This window comes from Lentzea flava (assembly GCF_014648475.1).
Lineage (GTDB): Bacteria > Actinomycetota > Actinomycetes > Mycobacteriales > Pseudonocardiaceae > Lentzea > Lentzea flava.
Window position 1 is genome coordinate 149,711 of sequence record NZ_BMRE01000007.1, and the last position, 17,377, is coordinate 167,087.

A 17,377-nucleotide genomic window follows, 5' to 3' on the forward strand; every position below is an offset into this window, starting at 1 on the left:
GTCAGATCCGCGATGGCCGCGCGGAAGTCGTCGAGCATCGGGTCCATCAGCGGCGAGTGGAAGGCGTGGCTGACCTGGAGCTGCTTGGTCTTGCGGCCTTCGAACCTCGCGATGACGGCACGTGCTTCTTCTTCGCCGCCCGCGATGACGATGCTCGTGGGTCCGTTGATCGCGGCGATCGACACACCGGGGGTCAGGTGCGGGTTGACTTCGGCTTCGGTGGCTTCGAGCGCGATCATCACGCCGTTTCGCGGCAGCGCCTGCATGAGGCGAGCGCGCGCGCTGACGAGCTTGGCGGCGTCTTCGAGGCTGAACACGCCTGCGACATGCGCGGCGGCGATCTCGCCGATCGAGTGACCCGCGACGTGGCCGGGCCTGACGCCGAACTCCTCCAGGAGGCGGTGGAGGGCGACCTGCAGGGCGAAGATCGCGGGCTGCGCGTTGCCGGTCTGGTTCAGGGCTTCGGGGTCGTCGCCCCACATGACGTGCCGGATGTTCAGGTGCCGGTCGACCTCGTCGAACGCCTCGCGGAACGCCGGGAACGCCTCGTAGAGCTCGCGGCCCATGCCGAGGCGCTGCGCGCCCTGGCCGGTGAACAGCATCGCGAGCGGTTTTTCGCTCGCGATGCCGCGGGCGATCTCGGTGCCGTCGAGGATCACGGCGCGATGGTCGAACAGCGCGCGCAACGACAGCGAGTAGCCGATGTCCTTCGGGTCGCCGGTCACGCCCGACAGCTGGGCGAGCTGGCCGTCCAGCGCCTTCTCCGACTTGGCCGAGACCGGCCACGGCACGCTCGGAATCGATTCCGACTGGCCGGCCCCCTGGGGGACGGCAGTCCCCACTCCAATCGTCTCAGGCAGGTCTGACAATTCCGGGACGGACGATTTCGGGCCGGTCAGAGCCGGGTCGGACGATGCCGGGCCGGACGGAGCCGGGGCAGACGATGCCGGGCCGGACGGAGCCGAGGCCGACGGAGCCGGGGCAGACGATGCCGAGGCGATCGGAGCCGGGGCGGACCGTGCCGGACCGGACGATGCCGAGGCCGACGGAGCCGGAGCCCACGATGCCAGCTCCGGCGGGGCCTCCACGATGAGGTGCGAGTTCGTGCCGGACACACCGAACGACGAGATGCCGATCCGCCGCGGCCGGTCCACCGCAGGCCACGGGGTCGCGGAGGTCAGCAGGGACACCGAGCCCGCGGACCAGTCGACGTGGGAAGACGGCGAGGTGACGTGCAGGGTGCGCGGCAGCATGCCGTGCCGCATCGCCTGCACGGCCTTGATCACCGACGCCACGCCTGCCGCCGCCTGCGTGTGGCCGATGTTCGACTTGATCGAGCCGATGTAGAGGGGAACGGCGCGGTCCTGGCCGTAGGTCGCGATCAGCGCGGCGGCCTCGATCGGGTCGCCCAGGGTCGTGCCGGTGCCGTGTGCTTCCACGGCGTCGACGTCCGCAGGGGCCAGACCGGCCGATGCCAGGGCCGCGCGGATCACGCGTTGCTGCGACGGGCCGTTCGGGGCGGTGAGGCCGTTGGAGGCGCCGTCCTGGTTGACGGCCGAACCGCGCAGCACGCCCAGGACCTGGTGGCCGTTCGCCACCGCGTCGGAGAGGCGTTCGAGCACGAGCAGGCCCGCGCCCTCGGACCAGCCGACACCGTCGGCGGAGTCGGAGAAGGCCTTGCAGCGGCCGTCGGCTGCCAGGCCGCGTTGCAGTGTGAACTCCACGAACGCGTGCGGCGTGGCCATGATCGTGACACCACCGGCCAAAGCGAGAGTGCATTCGCCGGAACGCAGGGCCTGCATGGCCAGATGCATTGCCACGGAGGAGGAAGAGCAGGCCGTGTCGACGGAGACCGCGGGGCCCTCGAAGCCGAACGTGTAGGAGAGGCGGCCGGAGAGCACGGACGCGATGAGGCCGGTGGAGGCGTGCCCGTCGCCGTCCACCGACACCAGGTCCGCGTAGTCCTGGCCGTTCGTGCCCACGAAGACGCCCGTCGGTGAGCCGCGCAGGGCCGAGGGGTCGAGGCCTGCCCGTTCCAGGGCCTCCCAGGTGAGCTCCAGCATCATGCGCTGCTGCGGGTCCATGCCCAGCGCCTCGCGCGGCGAGATGCCGAAGAAGTCGGCGTCGAACGACGCCAGGTCGTCCAGGAAACCGCCCTCGGAGGCCAGGGAGGCACCGGCGCGCAGCGACGAGAGGTCCCAGCCGCGGTCCGCGGGGAACGGCGAGATCACGTCGCGTTCCGAGGACACGACGTCCCACAGCTGCTCGGGAGTGGTCACCCCGCCGGGGAAGCGGCACGACATGCCCACGATCGCGATGGGCTCGCTGTGCTTCTGCTCCAGCTCGAGGACGCGTTCACGAGTCCGGCGCAGCTCGACCGTGACTCGCCTCAGGTAGTCGGCAACCTTGTCCTGCTGCTCTTCCTGCACTGGTCCGTCCTCATTTCGTGCGGGCAAACACTGCTTCTACGAGAGGTCGAGCAACTCGTCGTCGATGATGGTCAGGAGGTCCTCGACGGAGACGTTGCGGATGTCGTCGTCCGAAGTGGACACGGGCTTCCGCAGGCGCGCCAACGTCTTCTCCAGGCGCTCGCGGATCACGTCGTGGTCGGCGTCGGAGGCCGAGGCCAGGGCCGCTTCGAACCGGGCCAGCTCGGCCAGCGCCGAACCGTCCGCGGATGACGACAGCCCGGCGAGCAGGTGCTCGGCGACCAGGCGCGGTGTCGGGTAGTCGAAGACCAGGGCCGACGGCACGGGCAGGCCCGTCGCGGCCTTGAGGCGGTCGCGCATCTCCACGGCCGTCAGCGAGTCGAAACCCTGGTCGCGGAACGCTTTGTCGGCGTTGATCGACTCGGCGCCCGCGTGGCCCAGCACGGCGGCGGCCTCGGAGCGCACCAGGTCCAGCAGCACGCGCGACCGGTCGGCCTCCGACAGGCCGGCGAGCTTCTCCTGCAACGCCACCTCGGCGCCGGAGTCGTCCGCCTCGGTGGCCAGCGCGGCGGCGGCCTCGGGAATCGACGAGAACAGCGGCGACGGGCGGGCCGCGGTGAAGCCGGGGGCGAACCGGGCCCAGTCGGTGTTCGTGACGGTCAGCACCGTTTCGCCGTCCGACACCGCCTGCACCATGGCCGTCAGGGCCAGCTCGGGGTCCATCGGGAGCACGCCGTGGCGGCGCAGCTGGTCGTAGGCCTCGGGATCGGTCGCCATGCCCGCCTCGGCCCACGCGCCCCACTGCACGGACGTCGCCGGCTGGCCCTGGCCGCGGCGGAACTGCGCCAGGCCGTCCAGGTAGGCGTTCGCGGCCGAGTACGCGGGCTGGCCACCGCTGCCCCACGCCGCCGCACCCGAGGAGAACAACACGAACGCGTCCAGGTCCGAGGTCAGCTCGTGCAGGTTCCGCGCCGACACCATCTTGGCGCGCAACAACTCCCCGAGCCGATCGGCCGACAGCTCGGCCAGCGGAGCGTCACCGGAGTCGATGCCCGCGCAGTGCACGACCGCCGTCAGGTCGGGCAGCCGGTCCAGCAGCTCCGCGAGAGCGGCGCGATCGGCGACGTCGCAGGCCTCGACCGCGACCTCGGCACCGAACCCTTCGAGCTGCGCGACGAGATGCTCGACGCCGGGAGTCCGCGGGCCGCGGCGCGAGGTCAGCACGATGTGCGAGGCTCCCCTGGCGGCAAGGGACCGCGCCACGAAACCACCGAGAGCGCCGGTGCCGCCGGTGATCAGGACGGTGCCCGACGGCGTCCAGTCCTCGCCGTGCTCGCCGCGCGGCGCGGGCACCAGGCGGCGGGCGAACACGCCGTTGCCCCGCACCGCGATCTGGTCCTCGCCCAGCGAGTTCGTCAAAGCCGCCTGCAGGCCCTGCGCGATCTGGGTGTCCACGCTGCCCGGCAGGTCGATCAGCCCGCCCCACCGGCGCGGGAACTCCAGCGCGGCCACCCGGCCCATGCCCCACAACGCGGCCTGCACCGGCGACGTCACGATGTCCCCGTGCCCGGTCGACACGGCACCACGCGTAACCGTCCACAGAGGAGCGTCAACGTTCAGGCCCTGCAGCAGTTCCAAGGTTCCGGACAACGGGAAGGGCACGTCACCCGAGTCGTCGGCGACACCGAGCAGCGACACGACACCCGTGAACTCACGGCCGGCCACGGAGGCGATCTCGTCCACCGGCACCGCCACCCCGCCGAGGATCTCGACGACGTCCCGCGTCCAGGTGTCCTGCTCCCCCGGCGGCACGACGACCAGCCACGACCCGGAGAAGGCACCGGACAGCGACAGCCGCGTCCACGACTCGCGGAACCGCCACGAGTCCACAACGGACTGCGCCCGCTGCCGCGTCCGCCACGACGCCAGGGCGGGCACGACCGCCGCCGCCACCTCGGGGTCCAGGTCCAGCACCGAGGCCAGCTCGTCGTTCTCCACCAGCTGCCAGAACGCCGCGTCCAGCGGATCCGCCCGGCCGGCCACGACCTCGGGCTCCGGCCAGAACCGCGACCGCTGGAACGCGTACGTCGGCAGGTCGACCCGCACCGCGCCGGTGCCCTCGAACAACCGGGCCCAGTCCACGGACACCCCCGCGACGTGCAGACGCGCCAGCGCCGACACCGCGGACAGCTCCTCCGGCCGGTCGCGGCGCAGCACCGGCACCACAGCGGTGTCCAGCGGAACGGCACCGGTCTCGGTCATCTCCGCCACCAGCGCCGACAGCACCCCGTCCGGGCCGAGCTCCAGGAACGCCGACACGCCCTGACGCCCCAACGCCCGCACGCCGTCGGAGAACCGGACGGCCTCACGCACGTGCCGCACCCAGTACTCCGGCGAGGTCAGCTGCTCGCGCACGGCGAGCTGCCCGGTCACGTTCGACACGACCGGGATCTGCGGTTCGGAGAACGACAGGCCCTCGACGACCGCGCGGAACTCGTCCAGCATCGGGTTCATCAAGGGCGAGTGAAACGCATGGCTCACCGGGAGACGCTTAGTCTTGCGATCCGGGAACCGGCCGGCGACCGCCAGCACCGCCTCCTCCGCCCCGGCGACGACGACCGACCGCGGCCCGTTCACCGCCGCCAGCGACACGTCGGGCCCGAGCAGCGGCAGCACTTCCTCTTCCGTCGCCTGCAGCGCGACCATCGCACCGCCGGCGGGCAGCGCCTGCATCAGCCGTGCCCGCGCGTCCACCAGCCGGCACGCGCCCTCCAGCGAGAACACCCCGGCCACGTGCGCGGCGACGATCTCGCCGATCGAGTGCCCGCCGACGAAGTCCGGCCGCACACCGAACGACTCGATCAACCGGAACAACGCCACCTCGATCGCGAACAGCGCGGGCTGCGTGTAGCGGGTCGCGTTCAGCGCATCGGCGTCGTGACCCCACATGACGTCCCGCAACGGGCCGTCCAGGTGCTCCAGCACCGCGTCGAACGCGGCGGCGAACACCGGGAACCGCTCGTACAGCTCACGTCCCATGCCGAGCCGCTGCGCTCCCTGCCCGGAGAACAGCACGGCCAGCTGCCGCTCGGACGCCACCCCGCGCGCGATCTCGGTGCCGTCCACCACGACGGCGCGGTGCTCCAGGTGCGTCCGCGTCGTCACAAGCGACCAGGCCACGTCGAGAGCGGGCGCCTGCACCGACCGGACCCGTTCCAGCTGCGCGTCCAAAGCGGCGGAAGTCTTCGCCGACACCACCCACGGCACGACGGACAGCACCGACGTCGGCTCCTCCGGCGTCACCTCGACCTCGGGCGCCTCCTCCAGGATCACGTGCGCGTTCGTGCCGGAGACACCGAAACCCGACACCGCGGCACGCCTTGCCCGCGACACCGACGGCCACGGCTGCTCGGACGTCAGCAGCTCGACCCGCCCAGAGCCCCACTCCACGTGCCGGGACGGCTCCGTCACGTGCAGGGTGCGCGGCAGCACCCCGTGCCGCAACGCCATCACCATCTTGATCACCCCGGCCACACCCGCGGCGGCCTGCGTGTGACCGAGGTTCGACTTCACCGACCCCAGCCACAACGGCACGTCGCGGTCCTGGCCGTAGGTCGCGAGCAACGCCTGCGCCTCGATCGGGTCACCCAGCGTCGTCCCCGTGCCGTGCGCCTCCACCACGTCCACGTCCGAAGTGGACAGACCGGCGGACGCCAGCGCTTGCCGGATCACCCGCTGCTGCGACGGGCCGTTCGGCGCGGTGAGCCCGTTCGACGCGCCGTCCTGGTTGATCGCCGATCCCCGCAGGACGGCCAGCACCTGGTGCCCGTTGCGGCGGGCGTCGGACAACCGCTCCAGCACCACGAGACCGGCGCCCTCCGACCAGCCCGTGCCGTCGGCGGAGTCGGAGAAGGCCTTGCAGCGGCCGTCGGCGGACAGCCCGCCCTGGCGCGAGAACTCCACGAACGTCTGCGGTGTCGACATGATCGTCACGCCACCCGCCAGCGCGATCGACGACTCCCCCGACCGCAGCGACTGCGCGGCCCAGTGCAACGCGACCAGCGAGGAGGAACAAGCGGTGTCGACCGTGACGGCCGGGCCCTGCAAACCCAGGGTGTAGGCGACGCGGCCGGACACCACGCTGCCCGCGGTGCCGGTCGTCCAGTACCCCTCCGTGCCGGCGGGCGCGTCCAGCAGCCCGGCGCCGTAGTCGTGGTACATCACGCCGGCGAACACACCGCCGTTGGTGCCGCGCAACGACATCGGGTCGATGCCCGCTCGTTCCAGCGCCTCCCACGACACCTCCAGCAGCAGCCGCTGCTGCGGGTCCATCGCCAGCGCCTCCCGCGGCGAGATCCCGAAGAACTCCGCGTCGAAGTCGGCGGCGTCGTGCAGGAACCCGCCCGAGCGGGTGTGCGAGGCGCCGTCGAACAGCTTCTGCAGGTCCCAGTTGCGATCCGCCGGGAACGCCGACACGACGTCGGTCCCGGACAGGACGAGCTGCCACAGGTCCTCCGGCGAGGTCACCCCACCGGGATACCGGCAGGCCATGCCGATGATCGCGATCGGCTCGTCCGGCACCGCCCGCACCGCCTCGACCGGCTCCACCGCGGCCCGTTCGCCCAGCAGCTCGGTCCTCAGGTGACGGGCGAGCACCGCGGGGGTCGGGTAGTCGAACGCCACCGGCGCGGACAGGTGCAGTCCCGTCGCCGCCGTCAGCCGGTTGCGCAGGTCGACGGCCGTGACCGAGGTCAGGCCCAGCTCGCGGAACGTCTTCTTCGGCTCCGCCCGGTCCGCGCCGGTCAGCCCGAGCACGCCCGCGACCTCGGTGCGCACCAGGTTGAGCAGGAAGATGTCCTGCTCCTCCGGCGACATCGCCACGAGCCGCTGCCGCAACGCGGCGAGGTCGCGCTCGTCCGGGGTCGCGAGCCGCGCCGACACGTCGATCAGGCCGCGCAGCAACGCGGGCACCTCGGTCGACGACGTCTGCTCCCGCAACGCGGCGCTGTTGATCCGCATGATCACGGCCTGCGCCAGCCCTGCGGAGGTCGCGGCGTCGAACATCGCGGTGAACTCCTGCGTCGACAGCTCCCCGACCCGCGAGGCCGTCGTCGGCGCGTCCGTCGAGCCGACGGCGAGGAACGTCGCGGCGAGCTCGCGCTTGCGGCGGTAGCGGGCCAGCGCGTCCAGGAACGAGTTCGCCGCCGCCTGCTCCCCCGAGCCGACCAGGCCCAGGGCGCCCGCGACCGTGCAGAGCATGACGAACGCGGAGACGTCACCGCTCTTCGTGAGCTGGTGCAGGTTCACCGCACCGTCCACAACGGACCGGAAGACGTTCTTGTCCCGCGACAACGACGGTTTCGCCGGGTGCTCGCCCTCGCTGTGGACGACCGCGGTGATCGGCCGCTTCAGCTTGCCCAGCACCTCGGCCAGCGCGGCCCGGTCGGCCACGTCGCAGGCCGCCACCGCGACCCGCGCCCCCAGCTCAGTGAGCTCCGACTCGAGCTGCGCGGTCGCGGTGTCCGCTCGGCCGCGCGGGCTGATCAGCAGCAGGTGCCGGGCGCCGTACGCCGCAACGAGATGCTTGGTGAGCGCGGCCCCCATCGTGCCGTCCGCACCGGTCACGACGACCGTGCGCTTCGGGTCGATCCGCAGCACCTCGTCGCTGTCGACCGACGCCGACACGCGCTTGAGCCGCGGCATCAACGCGATGCCGGACCGGATCGCGAGCTGCGGCTCGCCGGCGGCCACCGCCAGTGGCAGCACTCCCGTGGAGGACGGCAGGTCGTCGACGTCGATCAGCGTGAACCGGTTCGGGAACTCGACCTGCAGCGACCGCAGGAGTCCCCACACCGGCGCGTGCACGAGGTCGCGCACGTCCTCCACCCCGGCGGCGACCGCGCCGCGGGTCAGCACGACCAGGCGGGAGTGGGCGAACCAGTCGTCGTTCACCCACGTCCGCAGCACGCCGCCGACCTTGCGCAAGGCCTCCTGCGCGGCCGTGGTGAGCTTGCCGCCGGTGTCCATGTCGTCCGGGCAGCACAGCACCGCCACGTCCGGTGCCGGTACACCATCCACAACGGACACGTGCAGCGCGGCCGCGTCGGGGTAGGTGGCGACGTGCACCCCGGACGACACCAGGGAAGCGGTCAGGCCGAACACGTCAGGGCCGACCACCGCCCAGCGCTTCGCCAGTTCGAGCGACGTGGTGCGGACCGACGGCATCGGCGCCCAGTCCATGCGCAGCAACGACTCGTGCTGCCCACCGCTCGCGGCCCGCAGCCGGGCCGGGCGGTCGAGCAGCACGTGCCTCGTGATCTTGCCCGACGTCGTGCGCGGGATGTGGTCGATCTCGTACAGCTCTTCCGGCACCTTGAAGTTCGACAGCTGCTCGCGGCAGGCGTCGTACAGGCGCACCGGATCGAGGCCCTGCCCGCTGGGCACGACGAACGCGATCGGCACCTCGCCGAGGATGTCGTGCGGCTTGCCGACCACCGCCGCGTCGGCGACACCGGGGACGGCGAGCAGCACCTCCTCGACCTCGCCGGGGTGGATGTTCTCGCCGCCGCGGATGATGAGCTCCTTCACCCGGCCGGTGATCGTCAGGTAGCCGTGGACGTCGCGGCGGGCCAGGTCACCGGTGCGGTACCAGCCGTTCGGCATCGCCTGCGCCGTCGCCTCCGGCTGGTTGTGGTAGCCCGCCATGAGACTCGGGCCGCGCACCCACACCTCGCCCTCGGCGTCGGCGTCGACGTCGGCACCGGTGTCCGGGTCGACCAGCCGCACCGCGAGACCGGGCACCGGCAGCCCGCACGAACCGGGAACCCTGGTGCCGCGCGCCCAGTTCACCGCGATCAGGCCGCACGTCTCGGTGCTGCCGTACCCGTCGAGCAGCGGGACGCCGAACAGCGCCTCGAACTCCACGCGCAACGCCGGCGGGCAGGACGACCCGGCGGTGAGACACCGGGTCAGCGCGCTCGACGACACCTCGCGCGTGCGCGCGACTTCCAGAAGATGGTGGTACATGGCGGGAACACCGCACATGAACGTGTAGTCGTCGCCTGCCAGCGCCGTCAGCACCTCGTCGGCGGCGAACCCGTCGAGGATGCGGGCCGTCGCGCCGACAGCGGTCACGCCGACGACGCACAGCACGTGCGCGAGGGAGTGGTGCAACGGCAAGGGCCACAACACTTTGTCTTCGTGGTTCAGGCCGATCACCGGCGCGTAGCAGGCGGCGACGGACCACAGGCAGCTGCGCTGGGTCGACAGCACGCCCTTCGGTTTGCCGGTGGTGCCGGAGGTGTAGAGCATGAACGCCACGTCGTCGAGGCCCTGGTCGTCGCGCGCGGGAACAGCGGGGTCCTTCGACATCAGTTCCTGGTACGACACAACGGAGCCGCCGCGCGGGACCGGCTCGTCGCCGCTGACGACCACCTTCAGGTAGGGCCGGTTCGGCAGCAGCGTGCGGACCTGGTCGAGGTGCGCGGAGTCGGTGATCACGACGCGGGCGCCGCTGTCGTCCAGCACGTAGGCGAGCTCGGCGTCGGCGGAGTGCGGGTTGAACGGCACCGCGACCGCGTTGGCGCGGGTGACCGCGAGGTAGCTCTCGATGATGTCGACGCTGTTGCCCAGGAAGATCAGCGCCCGGTCACCCGGTTGCAGCCTCAGCTCGGCGAGGTGCCCGCCGAGCCGCCAGGTCCGCCGCTCCAGTTCGGTATAGGTGACCGCGCGCCGCGAGTCCGCGAACGCGACCTTCTCCGGTGCGGTCGCGGCGTGGTATCGCAGCAGGTCGGACAACGGCCGGATCAGTTCTGTTCGAAACATGCCGACGGCGCTCCCTATTTACTGGCGACGAGGCTTGCACCTCGGGCGATGCTAGCCTCGGCCTCATCAGCGCGGTAAGTAGGAAATCCCCTAGCACCCCCCTAGTACCCCCCTATCCTCCGGCACCGGGGAGCTTTTCCCTGGCCGAGGAGTTTTGCGGAGCGAAGCCGGTGCTAATCTTCAATCACCAGCCGGGAAGAGATGTTCGAAACAATGTCACCGGTTTCATTCTGCAAAATGTTTCACCTACTCCTCGGAGGGGCATCGACATGACTCAGGAACAGCAGACGGTGGACCTTCCCCGCTCCGTCTTCACCGGCCTGGCCGAAGCCCGCGGCGGCGCGGTCACCGGAAACGTTCTCGGAGTCATCAACTACACCACCGAATGCACCGGCCCGCGGGTGGAGAACGGCCGGCTGACGCTGGACCTGCACATGGCGGCAGACGCCGGCGAGGCATTCGCGGAGGTGTGGACGACCGGGCGCGAGGTCGTGACCGGTGAGCACCACGGCGTTGTTTACGCCCATGACGGCGAGTACCTGCTCGTGGCCGGCCGGATCGCACCGGCGGGCCGTTACACCGAGGACACCCGCGCGGCCTACGTCGCGGCGCTGGACCTGATGGACACCCTCGGTTACAAGAACTGCTTCCGCATGTGGAACTTCATCAACGACATCAACGCCGACAACGCCGACGGGCTCGAGGTCTACCGCGACTTCTGCAAGGGCCGCGCCGAGGCGTTCGAGCTGTTCCACTTCGGCGACTCCGAGGTGCCGAGCGCGACCGGAATCGGCTCGCTGGGCGGCGGGATCGCGTTCTACTTCCTCGCCTCCCGCTCCGCCGCGCTGACGTCGGTGGAGAACTCCAAGCAGATGGCCGCCTACCACTACCCGAGGCAGTACGGGCCCCGCCCGCCGAAGTTCGCGCGGGCCACCTACCTCGCCACCACGCACACCGACCGCAGGTCAGGGCAGATCTACGTGGCAGGCACCGCCAGCATCCGCGGGCACGAGACGCTGCACGCCGGTGACATCGAGGCCCAGGTGAAGCTGTCCCTGGACAACATCGAGCACCTCATCTCCGACGAGAACCTGGCGGCCTACGAGATCACGCAGGGCAATTCCCTGCACAACCTCGACAACATCAAGGTCTACGTCCGCCACCGCTCCGACATCCCGGCCGTGCGCAGGATGTGCGAGGAGCGTTTCTCCCCGAACGCTCACATCCAGTACCTGAACGTCGACGTGTGCCGCGCCGATCTCCTCGTGGAGATCGAGGGCATCGTCGCCTGAAACGTCCAGCGGAACCAGCCACAGGAGCGAGAACAATGCCTCAGACGGTGAAGCTGACGGAGTTCACGCACACGCGTGCCGCGACGCCCTGGATGACGTTGCCCGCGACCCAGCAGCCCCACTGGCACCACCACCCCGAGTTCGACCTGATCGAAGCCGAACTGTCCGGCGCGCTCCCCCTGGTCGCGCATTCCGAAATTCGCGAGGCGAGGCGTGCTCTCGGTCTCGCCGCGCTCGGCGAGGCGCGCGTGCTGCAGCTCGGAGACTGCGCGGAGTCCTTTTCCGACGCCGATCCCGCGACGACCCTCCGAAAAGTGCGGAACATCCAGAAGATCGCTTCCCGGCTCGCGGAACGCACGGGCCAGGAGGTGGCACGTTTCGGACGGATGGCGGGCCAGTACGCGAAGCCACGTTCGAGCAACTTCGAAACGGTGGACGGGGTCGATCTGCCGTCGTTCCGCGGCGAGCTGGTCAATTCGTTTGAACCCGATAATTTCGCACGCCGGCACGACCCGGAACGAATGCTGAAGGCCTATGACGCGTCGGCCGCCGTTATCCGAGAAGTGCGCGCCCATTGGACGGGAAGTGTCGAGGAACTGTCCGGTGGCCCGTGGGTAGCTCACGAGGCATTGGTGCTGGATTACGAGAACGCGCTCATCCGCACGGACGAGCGCACCGGCGAGCAGTTCCTCACCTCGACGCACTTCCCGTGGATCGGCGAGCGCACCCGCCAGCTCGACCACGCGCACGTCAGCATGTTCGCGGCGATCGCGAACCCGGTCGGCTGCAAGATCGGCCCCACCGCGGACCCGGAGACCGTGGTGCGGCTGTGCCAGCTGCTCGACCCGCACCACACGCCCGGCCGCCTGACGCTGATCGTCCGCATGGGACGTGAGGACATCCACGTCGCGCTGCCGCCGATCGTGCGTGCCGTGCAGCGCGCTGGCCACCCCGTCGTGTGGCTGTCGGATCCCATGCACGGCAACACCGTCACGGCCGAGTCTGGGCGAAAGACTCGACATGTCAGCCATATCATCGAGGAGGCCACGGCGTTCCGGCACATCCTGGAGACCGAGGGCGCGCACGCGGCCGGCTTGCACCTGGAAGTGGCCGCGACCGACGTGACGGAGTGCGTCGGCGGGCCTGTCCCCGACGAGAACGCTCTCTCCGAGCGCTACGAGACCCTCTGCGACCCGCGTCTGAACCCCGCTCAGGCGCTCGGAGTGATCGACTCGGTTTTCTGATCCGCAGACAGGGAAACAGATGACGTCACCGCAGACCTCCGGCCGGGCTGCAGCCACCACCGCGGACGTCGCGGTGGTCGGCTGCGGCCCGGTCGGCCTCGTTCTGTCCATCCTCCTCGCGCACAAGGGATGGCGGGTCGTCATCCTGGAGAAGTACCGCGGGCAGTACCCGTTCCCGCGCGTCGTCGCGTTCGACGGGGAGACCGCGCGCTCGTTCGCCGCCGCCGGCATCGGCGCCGACCTCATGGAGCTCGGCGAACCGCTGGGGCAGTACATGTTCCAGAACGCCGAGGGCCGCGAGCTGTTCTCGTTCGAGGCACCGTACGAGCCGGGCAGGGACGGCTGGCCGATCGCGACGGTCATGCACCAGCCGACGTTCGAGAAGGCGTTGCGCGAGCACGTCGCCACGCTGCCGAACATCACGACGTTGTTCGGGCACAAGGTGGAGGCGATCACCGACCACGGCACCCACGTGTCGCTCACGGCGCCCGGCCCCGACCACGAGGGCGACGTCACGGCGTCGTGGGTCGTCGGCTGCGACGGCGCGAACAGCTTCGTGCGCGACGTCATGGGCACGAAGATGATCGACCTGAACTTCCGGCACGACTGGTTGCTGGTCGACGTCGTCTTCCACGAGAAGCGCACGTTCCGCCCCAACGACGTGCAGGTGTGCGACCCGGCCCGGCCCACCACGATCGTCGCGTCCGGGCGTGGACACCGGCGGTGGGAGTTCATGCGGCTGCCCGGCGAGACGATCGAAGAGCTGTCCACTGTGGAACGCATGTGGGAGCTGCTGAAGCCCTACGACGTGACTCCCCAGAACGCCGACCTGACGCGGAACATCGTCTACACGTTCCAGGCGGCGCTGGCGGACAAGTGGCGCGAGGGCAGGCTGCTGCTGGCCGGCGACTCGGCGCACCTGATGCCGCCGTTCGCCGGGCAGGGCATGTGTTCGGGCATCCGGGACGCGGCGAACCTCGCGTGGAAGCTCGACCTCGTGCTGCGGGAGGTGGCCTCGGACGCGTTGCTCGACGCGTACCAGGCCGAACGTGCCCTGCAGGTGCGGCACACGATCGAGATGTCCATCGAGGTCGGCAAGATCGTCTCCGAGCTCGACCCCGTCGCCGCAGCGCGGCGTGACGCGTTCCTGATCGCCATGCAGGCCAAGCCCGAGGGCGTCGACCTCGCCCCCTCCGCCTACGCGCTGGAGGACGGGATCGTGCGCAGGACCCCGGAGGTCTCACTCCCGGACGGCGAGCTGTCGCCGCAGGGCGTCGTGGCCCGCGGGACCGAGCGCGACCGGTTCGACGAGGTCGTGGGACGCGGGTGGCAGCTGATCACCACCCTCGACCCGTACGAGGCGCTGGGCGAGGACGAGCTCGAGTTCCTCAAGACGCTCGGCGCGCACCTCGTGCGGGTCATGCCGGCGGGGATCCCGCCGAAGATCGCCAGGGCGCACGAGGTCGTGGACGTGCAGCGGCTGTACCTGCCGTGGCTCGCCGGGCACCGGAAGGTCGCCGCGCTGGTGCGGCCGGACTACTACGTGTTCGGGTTCGCGAAGGACCGTGCGGATCTGCCCCAGCTGGTGCAGGAGCTGAAGGCGCAGCTGCCGCTGCTCTGACCACCACCGCGAGGACCACGAGCCAGGCGCCGGCGACGACCACGACGGTCGTCGCCGGCGCGTAGTGGCGGAAGCAGCAGGGGAACGCGACCTCCCGGCTCGGCCCTCCGCAGGGGCAGCGTATTTCAGGCCGTGCTCGGCAGGTACGAGTGCAGGTCCGCGGGCAGGTCCTTGCGGTACTTGACGTTCAGCTTCCGGTACACCCTCGTGAGGTGCTGCTCGATCGTCGACGGCGTGATGTACAGCTTCGACGCGATCTCCCGGTTCGTGTACCCGACGGCCGCCAGCGCCGCCACCCGCCGTTCGGCATCCGTCAGCGTGGCAATGGGATCGACCGGCTTCTCCTCCGCCGGGGCGTCCTCGGCGTCGGCTTTGCCGCGCGAGGGCAGCAACTCCTCGCACAACTCGGCGGCGTCGCACACGTTCGCGACGTGCCACGCCCTGCGCGCCACGGTCCACGCACGGCGGTGCTCGCGCAACGCCTGGTGCGCCTTGGACAGGTCGGCGAGAGCGCGCGCCAGTTCGTACTGGTCGCCGTACTCCTCCAGCACCGCCACGGCGTCGCGCAACAGCTGCGGCCGGTTGTGCGGCTGGTTGGTGGCGGCGAGCAACCGCAACGCCACCCCGCGCGTGCGGGACGCGTCCGGCCCCAGCCGGGCCAGCTGCTCGTTGATCAGCCGCTTGGCCTCGTCGCGGTTGGCGCCGTGCAGCAGCCAGGCCTCCGCGGCCGAGGTCCGCCACGGCACCAGACCGGGCCGGTCCACGCCCCAGGAGGTCATCAGCTCGCCGCAGGACAGGAAGTCCGCGAGCGCCGCGTAGTGCCGGGACGTGGCCAGGTAGTGGTGGCCTCGCGCGTACAGGTAGTGCAACCCGTACCGGGACTGGAACATCGCCTCGGGCACCGGTTGTTCCAGCAACGCCGCGGCTTCCTCGTGCCGGCCCCTCTTCGTGGCCGCGTTGATGAGGATTCCCAGCGGCATTCCCAGCGCGACCCCCCACCCGCCGGCGGGCATGACGTCCAGCGCGGTCTGCGCGTGCTCGAACGCCGAGCCGAGATCGCCGCGCCGCAACGACACCTCGGCCCGCACGCACGAGAAGAACGCCCGTGCCACGACGAGGTTCTTGGCCCGCGCCTCCTCCAGCAGCCGGTCGCACCAGTGCGCGGCCACGTCGAGCCGGTCCGCGTACACCAGGGCCTGCAACGCGAGCATCGCCGACTCCGGCCCCCACGACGCGCTGTCGGAGGGTCTCGCCGCCTGCAGGACGTGTTCGGCGTCCGTGGCGGACTCGTCGTTGGGGCCGTAGGTCAGCACGTTGGCCAGAGCGGCGACGGCCTTCAGCATCGGCCCGGACGTCAGGCTGACCGTCCTGGCCTTCACCGGCTCCGCCAGGGGACGCCGCGCCAGCGTCGGATGCGAGCAGGCCAGCCACAGCTCCACCGCCCGCAGGCCGCTGCCGGAGGACCGCCGGATCCGTTCCAGGGCCTCGGTGGCCTCGTCGACGTGGCAGTTCCACAGCATCGGCTGCACCAGTGACGTCACGTCGCGATCGGAGAGCTGCCCTGCCCGCATCGCCGGGACCACGGTGCCCAGCCGGCGTCCGGCGGCGGAGGGGTTGACGCGCCACTCCACCCGGACGAGCTTCGCCGCGATGGCCGCCCTGCCGTGCACCTCGACGCACGCACGATGGGCGAGCTCCAGATACCGCAACGCCGTGTCGATCTGCTCGTCGCGCAACGCGTGTTCGGCGGCCTCCTCGAAGACCGGCACCATCCACGGGTTCTCGGAGTGGTCGGCCATCACCAGGTAGGGCGCCACCTCGGTGGCGGGCGCGCCTTCGTCGTGCAGCAGCAGCGCCGCCCCGAGGTACATCTCCTTGCGGTCCTGAGTGGACAGATCGTCCAGCACGGCGGTGCGGGCGGCGGGGTCGCGGAACCAGCCGTCGCCGAGCAGGCCCGCCTCGTTCATCACGTCCAGCGCCGACGCCACGGCCTCGGCGTCGACGCGGGCCAGGCGGCTCAACGACTCGCGGGTCGCGTTCTCCCCCGTCACGGCCAGGGCCCGCGCGACCGGCAGCACGTGGTCGTCGCAGCGGTGCAGGCAGCTGACCAGCGCACGCCGGTAGCCGGGGCCGATGACGAGGCCGCCGTCGTCGCGCGGCTTGCACAGGCGCTGGTCGTCGAGCAGCGACCGGATCAGCAACGGGTTGCCGCCCGTCAGCCTCATCGCGTCCGCCGCGTGCCGTGGCGACTCGAACAGCTCGTCCACCGCACCCAGTGGTGCCAGCGGGACGTCCCGGCAATGCGGGTGCCGCAACAGTTCGGTGTGCAGCGGGGTGTGCGCGGCGCGCGGTGACGCGGTCTCGCTCAGCATCAGCAGCACCTTGGCCTGGCCGAGCCGCCGGATGAGGTAGAGCAGCCAGTGCAACGACGGCGGGTCGGCGTGCTGGACGTCGTCGACGCCGATCACCAGCGGCGTCTCGGCCGTCAGGTCCAGCAACGCGATGCACAGCGCGTGCAGCTGCCGGGCCGACGGGCCGTCGGCGGACCGCGCGGCGGCGTCGAGGAGTTCGCCCACCTCCGCCGGAACGTCCAGCGGGTGGAAGATCTGGCTCACCACGCCGAAAGGCAGGTCCTTTTCGAACGCCGAACAGGTCGCCTTCACGAAACTGACGCCGGACGCCTCGCCGAACGCGTGCAGCAGCTCGGTCTTCCCGCTCGCCACCGGCCCGGTCAGCAACGCGACCCTTCCGGATCCTGACAGGGAGTCCGTCAACAGCGTCTGCAGGGTGGCCCACTGGTCGTCGCGCTCGATGAGTCCCGCGAGCCTTGCCCTGGTCACACTGTTGTCGGACGTCCTGGTCATGATGATGTACCTCTCGCCACGACGGTCAGCCACGAGGGTCGCAGGTGGACACACCCTCATCAAATCGATACGTGCCGGTTCTAGGTGTTCTCCTGGAGCTGGG

6 protein-coding genes (1 of these 6 only partly in view) are annotated in these 17,377 nt (G+C 70.7%); 3 read left to right on the forward strand and 3 right to left on the reverse strand.

All coding sequences use genetic code 11. The features are described from left to right. Window positions 1-2,429, reverse strand: the beginning of a protein-coding gene (locus IEZ09_RS47700) for a type I polyketide synthase (RefSeq protein ID WP_308202380.1). The gene continues 25,060 nt to the left of window position 1, outside the view; the window shows 2,429 of its 27,489 coding nt (coding positions 1-2,429); its start codon is at window positions 2,427-2,429; its stop codon lies beyond the left edge, outside the window. A 36-nt stretch (window positions 2,430-2,465) separates the two neighbouring features. Continuing rightward, a complete protein-coding gene (locus tag IEZ09_RS12365; RefSeq protein ID WP_189253777.1) occupies window positions 2,466-10,253 on the reverse strand; it encodes a type I polyketide synthase in 7,788 nt (2,595 codons plus the stop codon). 269 nt (window positions 10,254-10,522) lie between these two features. Between IEZ09_RS12365 and IEZ09_RS12370 the strand changes: the two genes are divergently transcribed. From IEZ09_RS12370 to mhpA, 3 genes are read left to right on the forward strand one after another with little or no spacing between them, the layout of a single operon-like run. Beyond that, the gene (locus tag IEZ09_RS12370) at window positions 10,523-11,545 is read left to right on the forward strand and encodes an FkbO/Hyg5 family chorismatase (RefSeq protein WP_189253778.1); all 1,023 of its coding nucleotides are present in this window, start codon (window positions 10,523-10,525) and stop codon (window positions 11,543-11,545) included. 35 nt (window positions 11,546-11,580) lie between these two features. Further along, the gene (locus IEZ09_RS12375; protein ID WP_189253779.1) at window positions 11,581-12,789 is read left to right on the forward strand and encodes a 3-deoxy-7-phosphoheptulonate synthase; all 1,209 of its coding nucleotides are present in this window, start codon (window positions 11,581-11,583) and stop codon (window positions 12,787-12,789) included. Window positions 12,790-12,808: 19 nt separating this feature from the next. After that, entirely contained in the window at window positions 12,809-14,410 is a 1,602-nt protein-coding gene (gene mhpA, locus IEZ09_RS12380) for a bifunctional 3-(3-hydroxy-phenyl)propionate/3-hydroxycinnamic acid hydroxylase MhpA (RefSeq protein ID WP_189253780.1), read from the forward strand. A gap of 125 nt (window positions 14,411-14,535) precedes the next feature. Here the strand turns inward: mhpA and IEZ09_RS12385 are convergent, their stop codons facing one another. Continuing rightward, entirely contained in the window at window positions 14,536-17,274 is a 2,739-nt protein-coding gene (locus IEZ09_RS12385) for a helix-turn-helix transcriptional regulator (protein ID WP_189253781.1), read from the reverse strand. Between the last annotated feature and the right edge of the window lie 103 nt (window positions 17,275-17,377).